General features: G+C 70.3%; 16 protein-coding genes. 9 read left to right on the forward strand and 7 right to left on the reverse strand.

Annotated features, from left to right (window positions below):
• Positions 1-105: 105 nt before the first annotated feature.
• Positions 106-1,551 carry a Vps62-related protein gene (locus WMF43_RS47290; protein ID WP_437675452.1) on the reverse strand — a complete coding sequence of 482 codons (1,446 nt, stop codon included), beginning with the start codon at positions 1,549-1,551 and terminating at the stop codon, positions 106-108.
• 164 nt (positions 1,552-1,715) lie between these two features.
• Positions 1,716-3,182 carry a sulfite oxidase gene (locus WMF43_RS47295; RefSeq protein WP_437675454.1) on the reverse strand — a complete coding sequence of 489 codons (1,467 nt, stop codon included), beginning with the start codon at positions 3,180-3,182 and terminating at the stop codon, positions 1,716-1,718.
• 429 nt (positions 3,183-3,611) lie between these two features.
• Between WMF43_RS47295 and cml the strand changes: the two genes are divergently transcribed.
• From cml to WMF43_RS47320, 5 genes are all read left to right on the forward strand, one after another.
• Positions 3,612-4,832, forward strand: coding sequence for a CmlA/FloR family chloramphenicol efflux MFS transporter (gene cml, locus WMF43_RS47300; RefSeq protein WP_437684225.1), 1,221 nt, complete (start codon positions 3,612-3,614; stop codon positions 4,830-4,832).
• Between the two features lie 149 nt (positions 4,833-4,981).
• Complete coding sequence (locus tag WMF43_RS47305; RefSeq protein ID WP_437675456.1) at positions 4,982-6,361, forward strand: cytochrome P450; 1,380 nt, start codon at positions 4,982-4,984, stop codon at positions 6,359-6,361.
• Positions 6,362-6,596: 235 nt separating this feature from the next.
• Positions 6,597-7,013, forward strand: a complete 417-nt coding sequence (locus WMF43_RS47310; RefSeq protein WP_437675458.1) for a VOC family protein — start codon at positions 6,597-6,599, stop codon at positions 7,011-7,013.
• A 175-nt stretch (positions 7,014-7,188) separates the two neighbouring features.
• Positions 7,189-8,355, forward strand: coding sequence for a 2-isopropylmalate synthase (locus WMF43_RS47315; protein ID WP_437675460.1), 1,167 nt, complete (start codon positions 7,189-7,191; stop codon positions 8,353-8,355).
• Positions 8,356-8,676: 321 nt separating this feature from the next.
• Complete coding sequence (locus tag WMF43_RS47320; protein ID WP_437675462.1) at positions 8,677-12,018, forward strand: caspase family protein; 3,342 nt, start codon at positions 8,677-8,679, stop codon at positions 12,016-12,018.
• Here the strand turns inward: WMF43_RS47320 and WMF43_RS47325 are convergent.
• Positions 11,985-13,946, reverse strand: coding sequence for a CHAT domain-containing protein (locus tag WMF43_RS47325; RefSeq protein WP_437675464.1), 1,962 nt, complete (start codon positions 13,944-13,946; stop codon positions 11,985-11,987). The two genes, WMF43_RS47320 and WMF43_RS47325, sit on opposite strands and share 34 nt — an antisense overlap.
• Positions 13,947-14,356: 410 nt before the next feature.
• The gene (locus WMF43_RS47330; RefSeq protein WP_437675466.1) at positions 14,357-15,343 is read right to left on the reverse strand and encodes an isopenicillin N synthase family dioxygenase; all 987 of its coding nucleotides are present in this window, start codon (positions 15,341-15,343) and stop codon (positions 14,357-14,359) included.
• 742 nt (positions 15,344-16,085) lie between these two features.
• On the opposite strand from WMF43_RS47330, the gene WMF43_RS47335 reads away from it, so the two are divergent.
• Complete coding sequence (locus tag WMF43_RS47335; protein WP_437675468.1) at positions 16,086-17,138, forward strand: LacI family DNA-binding transcriptional regulator; 1,053 nt, start codon at positions 16,086-16,088, stop codon at positions 17,136-17,138.
• Positions 17,139-17,431: 293 nt separating this feature from the next.
• Here the strand turns inward: WMF43_RS47335 and WMF43_RS47340 are convergent, their stop codons facing one another.
• Both WMF43_RS47340 and WMF43_RS47345 read right to left on the reverse strand, forming a co-directional pair.
• Positions 17,432-17,749, reverse strand: a complete 318-nt coding sequence (locus WMF43_RS47340; protein ID WP_437675470.1) for a hypothetical protein — start codon at positions 17,747-17,749, stop codon at positions 17,432-17,434.
• Between the two features lie 116 nt (positions 17,750-17,865).
• Positions 17,866-18,126 (reverse strand): hypothetical protein, encoded by a 261-nt coding sequence (locus WMF43_RS47345; protein ID WP_437675472.1) that lies wholly within the window; start codon positions 18,124-18,126, stop codon positions 17,866-17,868.
• Positions 18,127-18,273: 147 nt separating this feature from the next.
• Here WMF43_RS47345 and WMF43_RS47350 point away from each other — a divergent pair, with 147 nt between their 5' ends.
• On the forward strand, positions 18,274-18,933 hold the full coding sequence (locus WMF43_RS47350) for a hypothetical protein (RefSeq protein WP_437675474.1): 660 nt from the start codon (positions 18,274-18,276) through the stop codon (positions 18,931-18,933).
• A 15-nt stretch (positions 18,934-18,948) separates the two neighbouring features.
• Positions 18,949-19,080 (forward strand): hypothetical protein, encoded by a 132-nt coding sequence (locus WMF43_RS47355; RefSeq protein ID WP_437675476.1) that lies wholly within the window; start codon positions 18,949-18,951, stop codon positions 19,078-19,080.
• Positions 19,081-19,097: 17 nt separating this feature from the next.
• On the opposite strand, the gene WMF43_RS47360 is transcribed toward WMF43_RS47355, so the two are convergent.
• Positions 19,098-20,273 carry a lactonase family protein gene (locus WMF43_RS47360; protein ID WP_437675477.1) on the reverse strand — a complete coding sequence of 392 codons (1,176 nt, stop codon included), beginning with the start codon at positions 20,271-20,273 and terminating at the stop codon, positions 19,098-19,100.
• Between the two features lie 345 nt (positions 20,274-20,618).
• Between WMF43_RS47360 and WMF43_RS47365 the strand changes: the two genes are divergently transcribed.
• Positions 20,619-22,013: a PAS domain S-box protein gene (locus WMF43_RS47365; RefSeq protein WP_437675478.1), complete on the forward strand. Its 1,395-nt coding sequence runs from the start codon at positions 20,619-20,621 to the stop codon at positions 22,011-22,013.
• Positions 22,014-22,084 lie beyond the last annotated feature (71 nt).

The following is a 22,084-nucleotide window of genomic DNA, read 5'->3' on the forward strand; positions in this document are numbered from 1 at the left end:
CTCTATCGCCGGACCCGCGCGCCCGGCCAGGGCTTCGGCGCGGCCGGACGGCGATCCCCGGACGGGCCGCGCCGTCGTAGGGCGCGGCCCGCCTTCGGGAGCGGCCTACTCGCCGCCCTTCCAGGGCCCCTTCATCCATGGCCCGGTGGGCCCGTTCTCTTCCTTGGCCTCGTCCGGGATCGCCCCGTAGATCCAGTCGACGGCCTTGTCCGCATAGGGGATGTTGCCCAAGGACGACTTGATGGAGGCCTTGAGGTCGCTGGACTTGTACGTGATGCGCGGGCCCCAGCGGCGGCAGTACTGCGTCCAGTCGGGGGCGGCGACCGCGTCGGTCAGGAAGTCCGCGCGCAAGAGCTGGTATCTGGCGTTGCAGTCGAGGCGCTTGGAGCCCTTCTTGGTGCTGTTGACGAGGCCGAGCTCGTACACGGTGTAGCCGAACTCCTTATAGCTGGTGTCGTTCGACAGGTTCGTGCCCTCGCCGCGGTAGGAGGCGTGGCCGTTCCGCGACGAGAAGGCCACGGGCCGGCCGTTCTCCATCGGGATCTCGCCGAGGGGCACCCACTCACCGCCGCCGTGCTGGGCCAGGTACATGGCGCGCAGCTCCTTGGTGACGGGATCGACGCGGCAGGTGACGTGCTCCCAGTCGCCGCCGTGCTGACCCATGGGATCGAGGCCGATGGTGCCGCTGAACTCGGTGACGCTGACCTTGGCGCTGCCGGCGCCGTTGTAGGGGTAGAAGATCCAGAACTGGAGGTCGAGCCACGAGTTCTGGTACTTGGCGTTGACGTAGGCGACCGCGCTGCCGAGGTCGCCGCCGCGGGCGCTGCGGCTGCACTCCAGCCAGTAGAGGCCGTCGTCGCCGCCGCCGGCGGGGAGCGGCGCGTCGCCGGCGTTGCGGGTCGGGCCGTCCTTCTGGTGCAGCGTCGCGCGCTTCAGGAACCACTCGACGGAGCTCGGCCCGAACGTGTCGTCCGGGTGGAAGTAGATGCGCGGCCCGACCTTCTCGATGATCTGCTTGAGCTCGTCGAACGTCGGGGCCCGATCCGCGAGGCGGTCGACGATCATGGAGCTGGCGGCGTCGTTGAAGCCGTCGAGGCTCGCGGCGTCCCGGGTGAGCTCGCGCACGTCGCCCTTGAAAGGCCCGTCCTTGTACAGCGTGACGCGGTGGCCCGCGGGGACGATGACCGACGAGACCAGATCGTTGCCGGCGGGGATGGAGCTGTGGGAGCCGACCGGGACCTCGGCGCTCCAGCCCGCGAACTCGGAGTCGCTGTAGACGATGACGGTCGGTGTCGTGAGGCGCTCGACGATGATCGACGAGGTCTTGTCGTTGGCGCCCTTGAGGCTGGGCGTGTCGCGGATCAGGGTGCAGCGGCGGCCCTCGAAGTTCCCGTGCTCGCAAAGCGTGACCTTGAGGCCGGCCGGGATCTTGAGGGAGCTCAGGGCGTCGTTGCTGATCCCGAAGCCGGACGGGTACCGGCCGATGCTCAGCGTGCTCTGGCTGCCGCGGTATTCGGAATCGGAAAACAGCGTGACCTGCGGATCGCTCATGGAAGTTCCCCTTTGCGGAGTGGCTCGCGCGACGCGGCGAGTGACTACACGGCACATTAACCCAGCGATCCGGCCGCGGAATGGCCGACGATGGACACGCATGGCACGTTTGTGGACACCGGGCAGCCCGGGCCGGCGGGGGCGCGCGCCGCCGGAGGACCGACTCACGGGTGGCCGTCCGACGGGCAACGATCGAAGTCCTCGTCCTCGTCGATGACGAGCCCCGGAAACTCCTGCCGGTCGGCCGGTCGATTCTCGTTGTCGCAGCCGGGTCGGGGCGGGACCATCGCGCAGGGGAGGTCCGCGCGCGGCGTGGACGGCACGGTCAGGGCCGCGGCGCCGACGCCTGGCTCCACGATCACGTGCACCCGCATGGCTGCGTTCACGCCGTTCCCTTCGTAGTTCCATGCCTCGTTCGGGTCGAGCGGCTGTGAATTGCCGGCCGAGTCGAACGCGCGGCAGCGCAGGACGAACCGCCCTGGCGCGGCGTCCCACCGCGCGCGCCACGAGACCCACGCGAACGGGTCTTCGGACAGGCGCTGGATGCCTGCCGGCGCCCACGTGCGCCCGTCGTCCGAGCTGAACTCGACGCGCGCAATGGGACCGAACCCCGACCACGCCTTCCCCTCGATGACGTACGTTCCGGGCGCGGCGAAGCGATAGGCGCTCTCGAGGTCGCGCAGGCCTGGCGGTTTCATCACGGAGTTGACCCGCTTCTCGCGGACGGGGACGCCGGGATCGTCTGCGTCCCGCCGGTACCGGTACTGGCTCGCCTGCTCGAACCCCCGGAACGGCTCATTGAGCACCGTGATGGCGCGCAGCCATTTCACGCTCGCCATGCCGTACCAGCTCGGCACGATGAGGCGGAGCGGAAAGCCGTGCTGCGGCAGGAGCGGCTGGCAGTTCGCTTCCCACGCGAGCATCACCTCGGGGCGGAGCGCGTCGGCGATGGGCATGCTTCGCTCGAACGCGTGCTCGACGCCGAGGTCGACGCCGACGTCCCAGCCCGTGAAGAGGACCTCGACGGCGTCGTCGAGGATGCCGGACTCCCTGAGGATGGGCGCGAGCGGCGTCCCGACGTAACGGTACGTGCCGATCGCGTTCTTGAACCACGGCACGTAGATGGGTCGCGGCGTCAGCAAGTGTCGGCCCGTCCCCGCGCACTCCATGGTGTGGAGCGACTGGACGATCGTGCGGGACATGATCTCCCTCAAGGGGATCTGCCGCGGCCGGCGGACGCGTCCGCCGACCGCGACGGTGTAGCTCTCCGCGGAGAGCTGGGGAACGTCGAAGTGGATGAGCAGGTAGTGGACGCCGAGCGGCGTCACGGGCTGGTTCGCGAGCTCCATCAGGAACCCGTGATTCCGGAACGCAAGCAACGCTTCGGGCGCGCTCGTCACGTACGAGTTCGGCGTCGGCGGCGGACGCTCGCATACCGGCGTGGGCGGGACGTCCGTGCACGACATGATCCGCACGTCGGACCGCGCGACGGCCGTCGGCTCGATCGACGAGTCCTCGGTCGGCGGCTCCTCGGCCGTCGAGCAGGCCGCTGCGACGCTGGCGGCGGCTCCGCCGAGCAAGATGTTCCGACGTGTCAGGGACGGCTCGCGCGGCGGCTGCGACGTGTTCATGAATCCCCTCCTCCGGGAGTGAAGAAGCAAACGGATCGAGAATGTCAATCGCGAAGCGCCGCGTTCACCTCGGATGACAGAATCAACAGGCGATTGCGCCGCCGCGCGCGGGACGCCGCGGGTGACCGTACGGTCACGCAGGCCGCAAGAGCTGCCCTGGCGCGGCTCTCGGCGGCAGGGACGGCTGGGGGTCGAGGCTTCGTGAACGCTCGACGAGCTGCTCGATGACCGCTATCCTCTCGCCGTCTGCAACGAGGGCACGCTCCAGGTGTAAGGATGGATACGATCGCGTCAGACGATTGAGCCGCAGCAACCCCTGAAATCGTTGCTGCGGCCATCTGCTCTCGATCGTTCGACGAACGCCGTCCTGGAGGCAGATCGCCGCCGAATGTCCACCATTTGCGCGGGTGTATCGTCGTGCCTCGAAAAATACCATCAAATTGGAATTCCTCGCTGTCCGCAGCGCTGCTGCTGATGGCCCCCTTCGACCTGCTGGCCTCGCTGGCCATGGATGTCTACCTGCCGGTGGTGCCGAGCATGCCAGGCATCCTCGGCACGTCGCCGGCGGTCGTTCAGTTGACGTTGAGCCTCTACATGGTCGTCCTGGGCGCGGGGCAGCTCGTGTTCGGGCCCATCTCGGACAGGATCGGTCGGCGCCCGGTCCTGCTCGGCGGCGCGGCCTTGTTTGCCGCCGCGTCTTTTCTGCTGGCGGGCACCACGTCCGCCGCGGCGTTCGTCGCCCTTCGCGTCCTCCAGGCGCTGGGCGCGGCCGCGGCGCTCGTCGCGACCTTCGCGACGGTGCGCGACGTCTATGCGGAACGCGCCGAGGGGGCGGTGATCTACAGCCTGTTCGGCTCGATGCTGGCGTTCGTGCCCGCGCTGGGGCCCGTGCTCGGCGCGCTGCTCGCGGACCATCTCGGCTGGCGCGCGATCTTCGTCGCGCTCGGCGTCGCCGCCGCCGCGGCTGCGCTGAACGCGGCTCCGAAGTGGCATGAGACTCGGCCCGTGGACGCGCCCTCGCCGCGCGCGGCGCTCGGTGGGATCCTCGCCGACGCCTCGTTCTGGACCTACACGCTCGGCTTCAGCGCGGCGATGGGAGCGTTCTTCGTCTTCTTCTCGACGGCGTCGCGCGTCCTGATCGATCGGGCAGGCTTTTCGCAGCTCGTCTTCAGCCTCCTCTTTGCCACGGTCGCGCTCGTTATGATCGCGACGACCCGGTTCGCGAAGCGGTTCGTGGCCCGATGGGGGAGGGCCGGGAGCCTCGTCCGCGGGATGGGGATGCTGCTCCTGGGAGCCGCGCTGCTGGTCGTCGGGCAGGTGATGGGCGCTCCGTCGTTCTGGACGTTCATCCCGCCCATGTGGCTCATCGCGGTCGGCATCGTGTTCGCCAGCTCGGTGACGGCGAACGGCGCGCTCCAGCGCTTCGGCCACGTCGCCGGCACCGCGACCGCGCTCTACTACTGCATCGAGAGCCTCGTCGTGGGAATCGTCGGGACGACGCTGGTGGTCCTGCTGCCCGGGGATACGGCGTGGCCGCTGGCGGCCTATTGCACGCTCATGGCCGCCCTTGTGCTGGGCCTCGTCAGGCGGGTGGAAAAGTCCCCGGCGACCGCCGTCTTGCCCGATTCGGCGCGTCCTCGCGAAACGTGAGTGTTCGTTCGCGGGAATACCATTCCCTGCGCGTGTCTCCGGTGGGGCACCGCAACCGGCGCCGGCGCCGCTTGGCGCGGTTGCCCCCCGGGCTCGCCCGCCCCCCAGGCCGCGCCGGCGTGATGGTACACTCCGCGATCACAACCGCCATGAGCATCGCCCACCTCGTCTCCTCCACCGCTCTCCCGCTCATGCGGGGCCGCAACCCCCTCGCCCGCCGCGTCGAGACCCGGCATGGCATCCCCATCCTCCCCGGCGGCTTCCCGGTCGTGGGCCACATGCCGGCGATCGCCGTCGACTCGCTCGACCTGCTCCGCGAGGGCCAGCGCCGCTTCGGCTCCCTCTTCTTCTGGGCCCAGGGCTTCAATGCCTGGCACCTCGTTTACGCCTCGGACGAGGCGTTCTCGCTCTTCAAGAGCAAGACCGTCGACTCCTCGTACCTGACCGAGGGCGGGCTCGGCAACCTCTTCGGTCAGACGCTGATGGCCCACGACGGCGCTTCGCACCGCCACGTCCGCACCGCGATGAACGGGCCCTTCTCGCCGAAGGGCCTCGACGCCGCGGAGGTCGGCTCGATCGTCGCGACCAGCGTCGAGCGCAGGGTCCGCTCCTGGCTCGGCCGGCGCGACGTCGTGGTGCTGCGCGAGACCCGCGAGCTGGCCCTGGAGGTGATGTTCAAGATCACCGGCGTCGAGGACGACGAGCTCCCCGAGTGGCGCCGCCACTACGAGGATCTGATGCTCCTGGTCATCAACCTGCCCTTCGACGTGCCGGGCTCGCCGCGGCGCCGCGGCCTCCGCGCCCGCGACTGGCTCGACGCGCGCATCCGCCGGATCCTCGCCGACGTGCGCGCCCGCGGCGACGCGAAGGGCCTCCTGCCCGCGCTGCTCCGGGCCCGCGACGAGGACGGCGAGCCGCTCTCGGAGCAGGATCTGGTGGGCAACCTCCGCCTGCTCCTCCTCGCCGGCCACGAGACGTCGGCCTCGACCATGGCCTGGTGCGTCGCCCACCTCGCCGAGAGCCCCGCGATCTGGCGCGCGCTCCGCGAGGAGGCGTCGAGCGCGCCGGATCTCCCGCGCTCGCCCGCGGATCTCCGCCGCTTCCCCTTCGCCGAGGCGGTGTTCCGCGAGGCGCTCCGCCTCCACCCGCCGGTGCCTCACGACGCCCGCCGCTCCGTCGCCGATTTCGAGCTCGAAGGCCGCACCGTCCCCGGAGGGACCATCGTGGCGATTCCGCTGGTCCTGCTCTCGCGCGATCCCGAGCTCTACCCGGATCCGGACAGCTATCGCCCCGAGCGCTGGCTCGGCCGCAAGGAGGCGATCTCGCCGCTCGAGATCGCCCAGTTCGGCGGCGGCGCGCACTTCTGCCTCGGCTATCACCTCGCCTGGATGGAGATCGTCCAGTTCCTCGTCGCGCTCGGGCGAATGCTCCCGGCCTCGGGCCCCAGGCTCCAGGACGGATTCCCGGCGTCGCGTTACCTCCCGGTGCTCCGCCCCGCGGCGGGCACGCGCGTCCGCTTCGACGGCTGAGGCACCGCCGGGCCGCACAACCTGATCCAGCCCAACGGCCACGACATCGCCTTCTTCGACAGCGAGGCCGCGGCGCGGGCCTGGATTGACCAGCAGCGGCGCAAGCCGACGGGCACGCCATGAGCAGGAGAACCTCGAGATGCTCGGTGGCGACTGGAGGAGGTGCTGCTTTGGGCGAGACGTCGCCGGTTGCGCCGCGTAAGGTCGCGGCGTCGTCCTGGAGAAGGGAGATCCCATGCATCGGAGTCGTCTCTGTGGGCTCGTGATCGATTGCAAGGTGGAGGACATCGACGCCGCGGCCGAGTTCTGGGGCCGCGCCCTGGGCAGGCCCGTCAAGCCGGCTGATCCGGACGCCGGCGCCTACCGCGACATCGCGATGCGGGGCGACGAGCCCATCGTGCTCGTGCAGAAGGTCGAGCACCCGAGCCGGATTCACCTCGACATCGAGACCGACGACCTCGACGCCGAGGTGCGCCGGCTCGAGGCGCTCGGGGCGCGGCGGGTGGAGTTCATCCAGCGCTGGTGGGTCATGGAGGCGCCGACGGGCCAGCGCTTCTGCGTCGTGCGCCCGCAGCGCGGCCCGCTCGAGGCGCACGCCAACGCCAACACCTGGGAGGGCGAGCCGGGCGAGCCGGGCAAGCAGGGCGGGTGAGGCCCGGGGCGGGGGCCGGCGCCCGCGGATGGGGCCGGCGCCCGCGGGGTGGGGCCGGCCCCTGCGCCCGGCCGCCGGGACCTGCTCCATCGGCCGACCTGAAGTAGGCTCTGGTTCGCGCCCGGAGCGAGGGCGCGCCGGTCATGCGCCAGGTCGAGAGCACTTCAGAGACAGGATGCACCACGTGAGCGCCGACGGCCGGGATCCCGCCGCCGCGGCCGCCTTCGACTGGAACGGCGCCCCGGCGGCGCGCGCCGCCGCGGCCGCGCTTGCGGACCGCGCGCCGAGCGGCGGGCTCGCGGAGCGCGCGCCGGGCGGCGGGCTCGCCGAGCGCGCGCTGGGCGGCGCGCCCGCGGAGGCCTGGGCCGCGGTGCGCGCCGGGGCCGAGGGGTGGCTGCCGTTCGGCCGGGCGGCCCGGCCGGTCGAGGTGCTCGACGAGACGCTGCGCGACGGCATCCAGGGCGTGTCCATCACGAACCCGACGACCGCGCACAAGGTCGAGCTGGTCCACGCGATGGCCGGCATCGGCGTCGACGTCGTGAACCTCGGCCTGCCGGCGGCCGGGCCGCGCCACTTCGAGGACGCGTGCCTGCTCGCCCGGGAGGTCGCCTCGTCCAGGCTGCCGCTCGCCCTGACCGCGGCCGCGCGCACGGTCGCCGCCGACGTCGAGGAGGTCGCCCGCGTGGCCGAGCGCGCCGGGGCGTCGATCGTCGTCTACGCGTTCATCGGCAGCTCGCCCATCCGGCACTTCGTCGAGGGGTGGGGGACCGATTTCCTGGTCCGCAGCGTCGACGAGGCCGCGCGCGCCGCCGCCGCGGCCGGCCTGCCCTTCTGCCTGGTCGCGGAGGACGCGACCCGCTCGCCGCCCGACAGGCTCCGCGTGCTCTTCCGCGCCGCGGTCGACGCGGGCGCGGCGCGGCTCTGCCTGTGCGACACGACGGGCCACGTGACCCCGCACGGGGTCGCGGCGCTGCTCGCGTTCGCCCGGCGCGAGCTCGCCGCGCTGGGCGGGGCGGAGGTCGAGCTCGACTGGCACGGCCACAACGACCGCGGGCTCGGCCTCTCGGCCGCGCTCTGGGCGGTGGCGTGCGGCGCCGATCGGGTGCACGCCACCGCGCTCGGCGTCGGGGAGCGAGCGGGCAACAGCTGTCTCGAGCTGCTCATCGACAACCTCGGCCGCCTCGGCTCGCGCCCCGCTGTGCCGCGCGACCGCCTCGTCGCATACTGCGCGGCCGCCTCCCGCGCCCTCGGGTGGCCGATCCCGCCGGATCATCCGATCGCGGGGGCCGGTGCCGTGCCGCCGCTGGCGCTGCCGCCCGCCGGACGTGGCGAGGCGCTCTAGGACATCATCGCCGATTTCTCGATCGTCGCCGCGCGCGAAGAGGCCTGGCACGAAGGCCACTCCTCGGCCCACTCCTCGGCCCCCGCGGCCGGTTCGATCAGGGGCCGGTCGCCGACTCCGCGCTGGCGGAGAGGAGTTGGGTCCAGCACGCAGGCGCACGAAGGCCAGCCTCCGGACGAGCTCGGAGCCATGTAGTATGCAGGGATGCACAGGTGCAAGGGAGCGATAGGGATGGGCGCGTGCATGGCGCTGGCGGGGTGCGGTGGGGCCCCGCCGGCGGTGGAGCCCATAGTGGAGCCCAGCACGGCTCCTCTGCCCGCCGTGATCGCAGCGCTGCCGCCCGTGTTGACAGGCAAACTGCCCAGCGGCGCACGGTTGCTCGCGCCGGAAGGGCACGTGGACCCTGTCCAGTGCCTTTCCTTCTCGCCGGACGGCCGGCGGCTTCTCTCGGGTGGAGGTAGGCTCCTCCTGATCTGGGATGTCGAGTCCGGTCGGGTCGTGCAACGGCTCGAGGAGTCGAGCAAAGTGTTCGCGTGCGCCTTCCTGCCCGATGGCCGGCAGGTGGCGAGCGGTACCCACAAGGGCAAGGTCTCGGTGTGGGATACGGTCATAGGAGAGCGGCGGCCGGTCGCCGACCTCGGGGCCAAAGCTATCGTGGTGGAGCTCGCCGCGCGTCCCGATGGCCATGAGCTGATGGTGGGAACCAGTCAAGGCGACGTATGGGCATGGAGCGTCGAGACCCGGCGCGAGACATTCCACGATCAAATCGAGGGCCAGGTGGTGAGTGTAGGATACCTGGACGATGGTCAGAGGTTCGGCGGAGCCTATGACGGGTCGACCTTCGTATGGGGGCCAAAGGGATCCCGCCGGATGACCGACAAGGCAGGGCCGGGGAGCGCCCTCGGAGGGGAACGACTCTTGCTCAACGTAAGCGGGACGCGGATCGTCATCGCAGATGCGGATGGATCGGTACGCCCGCTTTTTCACGCCAGGCATCATGTCGAACGTCTCGCCGTAAACTCGCGTCGCGATCTTGTGGTGATCGGCGAGGAAACCGGCAACGTTTCGGTGTGGACCGTCCCGGGCGGGACGCTCCGCTGCCAATTCCCGGGAAGGGGGTCCATCAACGCCGTGGCGTTCGACCCGACCGGTGAGCACTTTACGTGGACAGGCGACGACGGCGGCGTAATGATCGCTCGCACCGCGACCTGCGAGGATCCCAGCAGCGAGGTGACCTTCCGGCGCTTTGGCAGCGGCAAACGTTCGCTGTCGAGTGTGGCTGCTGCCGGCCATTCGGTCATCCTGAGCGACTACTGGGGACAGGTGAGCACCTGGTCTTCCACCTCGCTGCGCATGGATATGACGGCGCAGCTCATCCATACAACTACCTTCACGCTCGATGCCTTGGCGGATGGTCGGTGGATCGCGGGCGGAGTCGGGGACGCGGACGGCATCTTCCTGGGCTCCGCCTCGGGGATTCGTCGCCTCGATCTCGGTCGCCGGATCCTACCGGTGCAGATCGGGCGTTTCGAGGATGAAGCCGCGATCCTTGTTCTGGGCCCGGAGAGCCTCATTCAGGTGCCACTCGACAGAGGTCCGCCCACCGAGCTCCTTCGAGACTCGATGAAGCGATATGGCTACAGGGCGTTCGCCGTCCGGCCGGGGGGGAAGGAGGCCGTCGTGGGAGGCTCTTTCCCGGATCTCTACAAGATCGCACTACCCCCGCGGGGCGATCCCACCGTTTGGCCTCGACACAATCACGCGGCGAGCTCTGTTCAAGCTCTCGCCTATGATCCTGATGGTCGCTGGCTGGCCGAAGCCGGTGACTACATCGGCATCGTTCTCCGCCGTGCCGACACAGGAGACATCGTACGGCGCATACCTGCAGCTGCTCCCAATCTCGAAGATTTTCTCCTGACGCGAGAGCACCTGTGGACCGTAGCCCCTTCCCTCACTGAACTCCTGCGCTGGCCGCTCGCCGGTAACTCGAGCCCCGACCTTCCGCCCATCGATGAGGGAGCGCGGATCGCAGACCTGACCGCCACCCCGGACGGCCGCACCCTCGTGGTCGCGCTCGAGGATGGCCGAGCCGCCGTGCGCGCGCTCCCCGACGGAAGGCTGATTGCCCACCTCATTCCGCTGCACGACGGGAGCTGGGCCACCCTCTACGCCGATGGTCGATACGAGGCCTCCTCCGGCGACGCCACCTCCCTCGCCTTCGAGAGCCCGGAGGCCAAATGCAGGCTTACCCTCGACGGCAAAGGCACCTGCATCGCGTTCAGCGGGGTCACGCAGACATCCCTCGCTACCGGCGCCGTCCTGATCAGCACGACCGTCTTTTCGCCATCCGGTCCGCCCACCATCGTCTTGGATGGTCGTTGGCCTGTTCGCTCCGTCATCCCCAGCTCCACCGCTCCGGGCAAATACAATGTCGAGCTCCTCCTCGATGACCCCGACGGCGTGCCCCACACCCTCGAAGCCAGGACGGAGCGTGGGGACGCGGCCCACGTCGACATCCGGCTCGATCTCGACCCTCGTCATGCGCCTGCGGGCGCGCGCGCGCTGGTGATCGGCAACGACGCCTACTCCGACGGCGCGCGGCTCCAGGGCGCCGTCAAGGACGCGAAGGACTTCGCCGACGTCCTCCGCAGCGAGACGAGCTGGCACCTGCGCGACATCGAGCCGCTCTTTAACCAGCCAGCGGCATCGTTCAAGGACACCGTCCTCCGCTTCTTCCAGGACGCGAAGCGGGGCGAGACATTGCTCTTCTACTTTGCCGGCCACGGCCTCACCGACAAGGGCGAAGGTTACCTGCTCCCGATCGACTACCAGCCCGGCGCGCTCCGCTCTGCCCTCTCCGCGCGCGAGTTATGGGAGGCGATCCGCGCCTCGAGCGCCGCGCGGATCCTCGTCGTGCTCGACGCGTGCCGCACAGGCTCGTTCGTCCTGCCTGAGAGCGTGGGCCTCGAAGCCGAGCGCCTCTCCGGCCGGCAGGAAGGCAAGCGGGTCGGGCTCATCGCGGCCACGAGCTCTGCCAGCTTCGGGTCCAGCACGGCGGACACGACGAGCGGCGGAGTCTTCACGCAACAGCTGCTCGGCGCGCTCCGTTCCACGGCGCACGCCAACCCGCTGACAGGGGCGGTGACGGCGCGCGCCGCGAAGTTCGCCGCCGAAGCCTACTTCATCAGGAACAACCTCCCGCAGAGGCCTGGCATTTACGGAGAACTCGACCCCCTGCCGCTGACCTGGCCGGTGGGCGAGCGGATCTCGAAGCCGGTCGCGGCCGCGGGCGGCGGCCGTGGGAAGCGGATTGCGATCGCGCGGTGGGATGTTGTGAAATCGCGGCAGGTGACGGTGGACGGCTCACGCGTGGAAGGCTCGAGTACGCTTGTCATCGGCCTCACGTTCGGGCATGACACCGAGTCGGTCCGAGTCGGCGTACACTACCCCTTTGGTGACCCCGCGGCGCCCGCGCGGCCGGAGCTCTTCACGCGCAAGCCCGAGGGGAACCGCGATGTCTGGAGCAGGGGCGAAGCGTGGGAAATCCACATTCCGCTCATCGGTCTGGAGCCGAAGAGCAGGTACCGTGTGGAGGTGCAGCCCTGCGATAAGGGGGGCAAGTGCGGTGATCAGTCGCCCGAGTCGTTCGCCCTCGACTTGTAGCCCCCCGCCGGCCGCACCTCTCGCCCCGAGAAGTCGAACAGCACCTCGCCTGCCCCTCGCAGGTACAAGACGGGCGAGAACGCCGGCGCCCCGCCGAGCAGCAGCGTCCTCCGTACGGCGGCCATGGTGGCGACCACATCGCCCGCTGTCCCTGTGGCCGCCGTGAGCGTGCGGTAGAGCTCGCGGGAGCAATCATGCGCGATGTCCGCCGCGACCCGCCAGAGGTGTGCGACGACCGCGTCTGCGCCCGCCCGGGCGAGCAGCTCCGCCGCGCTCCCGAAGGCGCCCGGCCGGCTGAGCTCGCACGCCTCGAGCACTACAAGTCGCAGATCCTCGCCGAATCTCGCGGCGAGCTCGCTCGCGAGCGACTCGACGCGAGTCCACGCCGCTTCGTCGCCCTCGTCGCCGTGGAGCCGGAGGACGGGGTGGCCGTGCTCGTCGATGCCTCCGTGGCCGATGAAGTGAATCACGTGCGGTCGCTCGCCCTTGCGCAGCTGCTCGAAGAGGTACCGCCTGCCGGTCCGAGCGCCTGTGATCGGATCGAGCCACGCGACCTCGCCGGCCTCTATGGAATCGGCGAGGGCCGCGTAGAGCGATCCGACATCGCCCTCCGGCGCGATCGCCAGCACGCGCACGGCGCCGCGCACCGCGCGCGGCGCCGAGGGCCGCGCGGATGACACGCCGCGGGCGAGCCGCACCCGCGGGGAGCTGCCCCAGAAGCCCTCGCTCGTACCGGGCTCGCAGAGCGCTTCCCACGGTACGGCCTGGAGGCGGGCGTCGCGGATCAGGAGGCGCTGGAGGAGCGGCTGCTTCCGATCTGTCGCAGCGGCCTCCAGGCGCGTGGCGACGTCGCGCAGCTCGCCTTGAAAGAGCGCCTCGTGAAGCGCCTGAGCCTCGCCGAGGGTGTGCGCGTCGAGGTGCTCGCGGGCCTCGACCGCGCGGCCAACATCGCGGGCAAACCCCTGGAGCCGCGCCACGCTGACCGCGCTGCCGAGCGTACGAGGCGCGGGGCGCTCGCCGCGGCTGCCGCGCGCGACGACGCGCAGCTCGGCGCCAGCGGGCTCGATCTCGATCTCCATCCAGAGCGGCGCCGCGGCGCTGTCTTCTCTGCTCGTTGCCGGCGCGAGCCGCGAGCGCCCACGTCGCGAGCGCCACCAGAGCAATGCGCCAGCGACGAGCGCTGCGGTTCCTATGGCAGGCGCAGCGAGCCATGCGACGGGCGCGTGCGGCCCGTCGTTGAGGAGGCTCGTCGACGTACCGGTTTTTCCTGGAGCGCCCCCCGCATCGGAGTTGCTCCCAGCGTCGAGGGGGCCGAGCGCCTCCGGCGGTACGTCGTCGAGCACGCGCACGCCGAGACCCTTCTCGTGAATCTCGATCCATTCGAGGGTCAATCCCCCGCCGGCCCAGCGCCAGTCACCCTCGAGGGTGACCTGGGTGTCGCTGCAGCTCAGGGTGCCTCGCACATCCCGGAGCACGACGCCCTCGAGCACCGCCCTGCCCGATGGCATCTTGTCCACGAGCTTCACGGGCCGTGCTCCGTCGTATTCGAGCTGGATCTTCTTGCCGCCAGGGCTCTCGAACCAGATCACGTCACAGCGCTCCACGGCGCACCTCGGCGCGCGATCGAGCTTGCCGCGGAAATCTCCCCTGTCGCCGCCGCCCTCCGCGATCGTCACCGCGGTCGGCGGCCCTGCTTTGTACGTCACGGCGAAGCGCGCGCCTGTCCGGTTCATGCGCACTGGCCACAGCAAGTCGGGGTGATCGAGGCGGACGACGCGCTCCGAGTCGCCGATCTGCGCGGGGGAGAGCTGTACTCTGCCCGCAGAGAACGCCTCTTTCTCGAGCAGGACCGCGGCGCCGACACCCCGCACCTCGACCTCGCCGGCGGTCCCCTGGAAGGCGCACGGGCCATTTCGCTGAGCGGGCATACGTACGTGACTACCAGATTCCTGGCAGGCTCGACGCTCACGGCCGCCAATTTCTGCGGCGATGGCTAGACGCCCTCGAGGCCCTCCAGAATGGGCTGCCCCGGGGGCGGGGCGCGCGCGGCGGCGCCGCCGAGCCCGGGACGTGAGGATGCCGGCCCCACCGTCGACGCCGGCGCGCCTCTGATCGACAACCTCGGCCGCCTCGGTGCGCGCGCCGCCGTGCCGCGCGAGCGCCTCGTCGCGTACTGCGCGGCCGCCTCGCGGGCTCTCGGGTGGCCGATCCCGCCGGATCACCCGATCGCGGGCGCCCGCGCCGCGCCGCCGCTGCCGTCGCTGCCGCCCGGCGCGGCCGGGCGGGGCGCCGGCTCGACTGCGGGCCGCGACGGTACGCGATCCGCGTGCACCGACGGTCAGCTCGACGTGACGGTCCCCGCCTTGGTGAGCTTCATGAGGAAGTGTTCGCCCGAGGTGGTGCGCGTGTACCGGGCGGGCCGGTCAGGGCTGCAGCACGCCGAGAGCGGCGCGATCTCCGCGTCGTAGTTGGGCTGGTGGAAGAAGACGAGGGACTGCCGGCGTGTGGCCTTCGCCTCCGGCGCCGGCAAGGCGACCCGGTGGAGCGTGGAGCGCCAGACGTCGTTCGTCCATTGCTCCATGAGATCGGCGATGTTCACCACGAAGGCGCTCGGAGGGGCCGAGACGGCCTCCCAGTCGTCGCCGCCGCGGTGCACCTCCAGCCCGCCGGGCGCGTCGCGCATGCTGACCAGCGTGAGGCTGCCGTAGTCCGTGTGCGCGCCCGCGCGGAGCTGGCCCGGGACAGGCGGCTTCGTGAGCTCCGGATAGTCGAGCGCGCGCAGGGCGCTGACGCTCTTGTCGATCTTGTCGTCGAAGAATTCGAGCGGCAGACCGAGCGCCGCCGCGAAGATGCGCATCAGGCGGACCGAGACGCCATCGAGGGCGCGGTACAGCGCCGGCCACAGCGCGCGGAGCGCCGGCACCTCGGCCGGCCACACGTTGGGCTGAAACCACATCCGGCCATGCGGCGAGGTGAAATACGGGTCGTCCGACGTGTCGACGCGCCCGATGGTGAACGACTCTTTCAGATCGACCGGCGCGTCCTCGTCGCGGGAGTACGAGAGCCCCTCGGACCCGACGCCGCGGTAGCCCAGGAACGTCCCCGGCGCGGGCTCGTACCGGCGCTTCGTCTCGAGATCCAGATCGAAGAACACGCGAGCCGCCGCGTGGCCGCCGTCGATGAGCCGCTCTGGAACCCCGTGCCCGACGACCACCAGGAAGCCGAGGTCGCGACAGGCCCGATCGACGGCCTGAGCCACCTGTCGCCTGTCCGCCTCGCCGCCGTCGAAAGGCCCTATGTCGATGACGGGGATCCTCGTTCTCATCGCGTCTCCGTGTCGCTCGCGCGGCGCGGAAAAAACCACGCGGCGCACCCCGAGGGGTAATCCGGTCACCTGCGCGCTGGATGGGTTCGGATGTAGGGTATGTGGCGCAGGTGTATGATGATGTTGGCGTGAATTATTGCGTCCTGGACATCATAGCAGCACCGAGAAGCGAGCGCGACAGGTGCTGCCCCTGACGTTCAGCCGCGTGGATCCCTCGGCGGCCTGGCTGAGCTCGTCGTGGAGGACGGCGGCCGTCTCCGCGCTGTTTTTTGTAGCGACCGCTGCTCCTTGCCCGGGGATTCCTGGCGGGACTGTCCCGCGGGGGCGAACCGTCGCGATCCGTCGCTTGCCAGAGTGCGGTAGACGCGGAGATCCGCGTAGGCCGAACCGCGTCATCACGATCCGCTTAGCCATGGATTTGGCACGACCCAGGGTTCATCGACAAGATCACCTCCGAGACCAGCTGTCTGGCGGCACCTGACGAAGCTCCGGGAGAGCGGCTGATCGTGTCCGGCTCGAGGCGAGCGGCGCGACCACCGGCGGCTGACGACCCAATCAGGGCAAAGCCGGAGGACGAGGCCCGACCGGGGACGTTCACGCCGATCCGCCCCTCCGCCGCCGAGATCGGGCCCGGCAAAGGCAAGGCTCCGCTCGAGCGGCGCATCAAGAGAGGCGGGCGCCGGGGCGCGGTCGTGGTGGATGTCGATACCATTCCCCCCGCGCGCGACTAAGCTTGGCCCCGATGGACAGCAACTCTCCTCCCGAGCGGCGCATCAAGCGAGGCGGGCGCCGGGCCGCGGTCATGGTCGATGTGGCCAAGCTCGCCGGTGTCTCGTACCAGACGGTCTCGCGGGTCCTGCACGACAACCCCCACGTGCATCGGGACACGCGGGAGCGCGTGCTCGACGCGATCCGCCAGCTCGACTACCGCCCGAGCTCCGTGGCGCAGGCGCTCGTCACCGGGCGCTCGCGGACGCTCGGCGTGGTCAGCTTCGACACGACGCACTACGGCCCGGCGTCGACGCTCCACGGGCTCGAGACGGCGGCGCACGACGCCGGGTACGGCGTCAGCGTCGTCAGCCTGAAATCGCTCAGCCGCGCGCCGGTGGTGGAAGCGGTGAAGGGGCTGTGCGATCAGCGCGCCGACGGCATCATGGTCATCGCCCCGCTGCGGTCGGCGGTGGACGCGCTCCGCCACGTCACCTCCGACGTGCCGGTGGTCGCCGTCGAGGGTGGGCCGGACGATTCGGTCCCGGTGGTCGCCGTCGACCAGCACGGCGGCGCGGCGGCCGCGACGCGCCATCTCCTCGACCTGGGTCACCGGACGGTGTGGCACATCGCCGGTTCGATCGACTCGCTCGAGGCCGAGCAGCGCATCGACGGCTGGCGTTCGACGCTGGAGGCCGCGGGCGTCGAGCCGCCGCCTCTCCTGCGCGGCGACTGGAGCGCACGCTCGGGCTACGAGCTCGCCCCGCAGCTCTCGCGCACGCCAGGCGTCAGCGCCGTGTTCGTGGCCAACGACCAGATGGCGCTGGGCGTGCTCCGCTACCTCCACGAGATCGGCCGCGAGGTGCCGCGGGACATCAGCATCGTCGGCTTCGACGACATACCGGAGGCGGCCTACTTCACGCCGCCGCTCACCACCGTCCGCCAGGACTTCTCCGAGCTGGGGCGCAGGTGCCTCCACTTGCTGCTCGGGCAGATCGAGAGCGGCCGCCGCTCCTGCTCGCGCGTCGTGGTCGAGGCCGAGCTGGTCTTGCGCAAGAGCACCGCCGCGGTCCCCCGGAACCGATGAGCGCTCCAGCCTGCCAGCTTCGTCTGCACGCATCCCCTCACGGATCAGAAATCCGTACTAGATCCGATAAGACGGTGGAATATCCACCGCAGCCATGAGGCGCTTATCCTCGTCGGGGTACAGAGGGCTTTTCTTGTTGTTGTGGGCCGCCGTGGTCGCCTGGAGCGCTCGATGAACAGGTTGAAGCAGCTCCGCCGCGTCGCGACTCGGTACGAGAAACGAGGCGAACAGTACCTGTCCGTAGTCACGTTGGCGGCTGTCCGCCCGTGGTTGCGCGCGTTTGCCGACGCGCCCTAACAGGATAGAGATGTCTCGCGGCTTGATCCCGTCCTTCGACGCTCGAGCTCAAGGTGCTTTTCACCAGCGTTGCGCCGATGCCAACGCGCGAGCACGTTGGCAAGGGCCGCGACGATCCGGCCCAGCGCTGCCCCGAGGCCAGGCGAAGGCTCGTCGCACAGCGTCGGTGCGACCGAGAGTCGCAGCCGGTCCTGGAGGATCTCCTGAGCGCGGCGAATGGATCGTGGATCCCGGCGGTCGAACCAGATGGCTTCGCCGAACGACTCGCTGGCCTCGGGGCCTTGGTCCTCCGCGGGCCCGAGGTACAGGGTCACGGTGTGTCGTCCCAGCGTGGCTGGTGGATCGAGCCGCATGTTTTCGGGAAGCAGCGTGATCCGCGCTCGTGACAGATGGGTGGCGCAGGCGAAGACTCTCCGTTACAGCGCGGCGCTCACCCCGCAGGCTGTGGAGTGAACGCGGTCCTCCAGATGGGTTGAGGCAGCCCAGGCGGCGCCTGGACCGAGGGTGCCGACCGATGATCGGGGAAAAGGCCTGAGCCCGCCTCGTCCTCGACGCTGGCCACGAGCCCGCTCACGTGGTGGTCGAAGCGCTTCCGCGGGTCGTCGCTGCCGTCGATGGTCAGCGCGACCGTGAGCGAGGCAGCGGCGAGGACGCCGCCAGTGAGACTGGAAAGCTGCGTCGAGCGTCCCATGCGGGTCGTCGTCCCTGATCCAGCGCTGGCGCTGTCGCGCCGATGCGCGAAGGGGCAGCAAGCGCTATACCAGAAGCCGGCGCGCTGCCAGCGCAGGCGCCGGCCCCCGGGTCGTCGGGTGGCACCGTAGTTGCCTATGTGAACCCCATGGAGATGAACGTGCCAGTCCTCGATCACCCGTCCCCCAGGGCCACCGCGCATGCCTCGCAGCGCAGCAGGCTCGCCGTGCTGGCCGCGCTCGTCGCGCTCGCGCTCCTCGGCGCGACCGGGTGCGCAGCGGAAATTCACACCAGGGCTGCCGCGCCTGCGACCGTCAGGTACGAGGAGGTCACGGTCTACGAGGAGCCGGTCGTTCACGTCGCAGCGGCGCCGGTCTACATCGAGACCTACCCCCGCGTGTACTACCGCGGGACCTACGTCTACTACGTGGACGGCCGCTGGTACTATCCATCGCGCCACGGCTGGGTCTACTACCGCGACGAGCCGCGCGCGCTGGTCCGCTACCGCGTCGACTTCGACCAGCGCCGCGCCCATCACCACCACCATCACCACGTGCGCCGCGCCCCCGCGCACCACGACCACGTGCGCCGCGCCCCCGTGCACCACGACCACGTGCGCCGCGGCCCCGTGCACCGCGCGCCCGCGGCCCGGCCGGCGGTCACGGTGAGGGCGGAGGCGACCGTGAAGGCGGGGGCGACGGTCAGGGCGGGGGAGGCGGCGAGGCCCGCGACCCCGGCCCGACCGACGAAGAAGCATCGCGCGGAGCGTCGGCGGCACCACGGCGAGGAGAAGCGCCACGAGCGCTGACTCGGCGCGCAGGTCGTGCTGACGGGGATCAAGCCGTCGGCGGCGCAGACCCTCGTGGACCTCGGCGTCGACCCCGGATCGAGCGTGACCTCAGGTACGCTCCAGAGCGGCATCCGCTACGCACTGCAGCAGATGCGCCCCGTGTAGGCCCGCCGAGGCCAACCTCACCTCACAGCGATCCCCTGCGCGCCGCCTCCAGGCGCCAATCCCCCCGCCTCGCCCCGTGGAAGCAGGCTGCCGTCGCGGCTCACCTCAAACGCCGCGATCGTCCCGGTGCCGGCGTTGAGGGTGTACAGAAACCGGCCGTCGCGCGTCATCGTGAGGTCTATCGGGGCCGTTCCGGCGGGGAACGAGGCCGCCACGCCGTCGTCGAGCAGCGTCAGCGCGCCGCGCGCGTCGACCTGGAGCCCGGAGAGCGTGTTGCTGCCCGTGTTGGCCGTGAAGACATAGCGGCTCCCGGGGGCGCCGGCGATCCAGCAGGTCGCCCTCTGGAAGGTGTCGACCGTGTCACTGATGACAGTGAGGCTCCCGTCCGGCCGGATGCCGTACGAGGACACCACGCTCGTGTCGCCGGTCGCCGGCATACCGTCGCCGCCGACCTCCGCCACGATGAGGTGCCCGCGCCGGTCGAAGGCGAAATCGAACGGGACGAGACCTCTGGAAAACGTCGTTGCTGGAGCGTCGCTGGGCAGGCCGCGGTCGCTCACGGGAAACACGTGGATCTGGTTCGACCCCTTGCCCGCCACGACCAGCGCCTCGCCGTCCGGAGCGAACCCGATCTGACCCGGAGTCGCGCCGAGCGACGGCGGGATCGTGCCGCCGAGCCCGAGATCGCGGATCGACCCGTCGAGCGGGACGAGCTCGCCGCACGGGTCCACCTTGAAGCCGGCGATGTTGCCGTCTCCACCCACGTTGAGGACGTAGAGCAGGTCGCCGTGGGAAGCGACGCTGACCGGAAAGTCGCCGCCCGAGTCCACCACGTCGAGCAGCGCCAGGCCGCGCGGGCCGACGCGGAACATCGACACCTCGTTGCTGCCCGCGTTCACGGCGAACAGCAGCTTCCCGTTCTCGCTGAGGACGAGCGACCCTTGAGAGCCGAGCGGGTTGATCGGCCGGCTCGGCGCGCCGAGCCCCCCGGTCGCGTAGGTGCCGGCGTACGAGAGCGAGCCGTCCGCGGCCCGGTCGTACGCCGCGACCGCATTGCCATCTCCGGCGTTGGTCATCACGAAGACCTGACCGTGCGGGCGGACGCCGGGGCCGTGCGCCATACCGTCGCCGGGCGCGCTCGCCGCGAAGAAACCGAAGCTCAGGGCCGCGATGCTCATCGTGCTGCGAAACATGGGAAAGCTCCTGGGGAATGGCGCCGCGAACCCAGCGGCGCGGGCTTGTCGGTGTGTCGATCGTCGAGGCGCACCTCGGTCGTGACGACCGCACACGGCGCGCCTCTGGCTCGCGCGGCGCGCTTCCCGGCGCGCTCGGTAGAGCGGGTTCATCCGGTGCTACGCGGCATCCCCCCCGCGGTTTCGCGGCCGCCTCCTCCCCACTGTTGCGCTGTTGTCTTACCAGACCGCTGCTGTCCCCACTGCGACAGTGCCACTCCGGCAATTGCTGCTGTCCCCACTATTGCGATGTCGTCTTGCCAGGTCGATGTTGTCCCCACTGTGACAGCTGCGAGCTGGCAGTGGATGCTGTCTTCCAGAAACGGCTTATCGGTAGTAACGTCGCTGTCACAGGCGACGTGTCCACCGCCGCCGCCTGAACTCAGCCAGCATTGGGGGTGTTCGATGGATGCTCACGATACGGCGCTCCATTCGCATCATGGCGAGCTTGCCGCCCTCCGCGCTCGGGTGTCCAAGCTGGAGCAGGTCGAGCGGGATCTGCGAGCCGAGCTGCGTCGCGTGTTCCTCATGCAGGAGGCGGCGCCGTACCTGATCCAGGTGTGCGACCCGGTCGAACAACGCAAGCTCTATGAGAACCGCTCGTTGGCCCGCGAGCTCGGGTATGCCACAGACGAAACGGCTCTCGATGGCCTCGACGCATTCATGACGCTGGTGCACCCCGACGACCACGCCCGGATCCACGAGCAGCTCAATCTCGTCAGACGTGGTGTCACAAGCGACACGATGGAGATCGAGGTCCGGCTGCGCAGGGCGGACGGATCGTGGTGCTGGCTCACCAGGCGTGACATCGTCCTCGAGCGCGACGCCGCGACGCCGCGCCAGATCATGAGCGTCATTCAGGACATCACCGCCCACAAGGAGACGGAGGCGGAGCAGCGCCGACAGGCGGAAGATCTCAGCCTATCAAAGAGGCTGGTCGACAATGCTCTGGACGGCATCACCCTGACCTCGATGAGCGGCGAGGTCGTCTATGCCAACCTCGCCTTCAAGAATATGAGCGGCTTCGGCGACGGCGCGGTCGGCCGCGGGCTGGTCGACTTCTACTCACCGGCGAGCTTCACCCAGCTCTCCACCGAAGTCTTGCCGGCCCTGACGAAGGACGGCGTGTGGCGCGGCGTCCTGAGGATCCGGCGTCCGGACGGGAGTGAGTGGATGGGACAGACCAGCGCCTTCGTGCTCTCGAGCCCGACGGGGCAGCCGACGGGCATGGCGGCGTTCTTCAGGGACATCACGGAGCAGCTCCGGTACGAGCAGGAGACGCTCGCGCAGATGCAGGTGATCCAGGCGCAGCAGGCGGCGCTCCGGGAGCTCGGCACGCCGCTCGTCCCGATCGCCGACGGGGTGATCGCGATGCCGCTCGTCGGGGCGATCGACGGGGAGCGCGCGCAGCAGATCCTGGAGACGCTCCTGCGTGCGCTCGGCGAGAAGCACGCGGCGGTGGCGATCCTCGACATCACCGGCGTGAAGGCCGTGGACGGCGAGGTCGCCGCCGCGCTGGTCCGCGTCGCGCAGGCGGCGAGGCTGCTCGGCGCCGACGTGGTGCTGACAGGCATCCGCCCCGTCGTCGCGCAGGCGCTGGTCGACCTGGGAGCCGAGCTGAGGGGGCTCGTCACCTGCGGCACCCTGCAAAGCGGTATCGCCTACGCGCTGAAGCGCAAGGCGCGCCCGAACGCCGCCTGATCCTCCGCACACCGCCCCCGACGGCTCAACGATGGATTTTCATCATGCATGCTCGAGCGCCACAGACTGCT

It is taken from the genome of Sorangium sp. So ce131 (assembly GCF_051519095.1).
GTDB lineage: Bacteria > Myxococcota_A > Polyangia > Polyangiales > Polyangiaceae > Sorangium.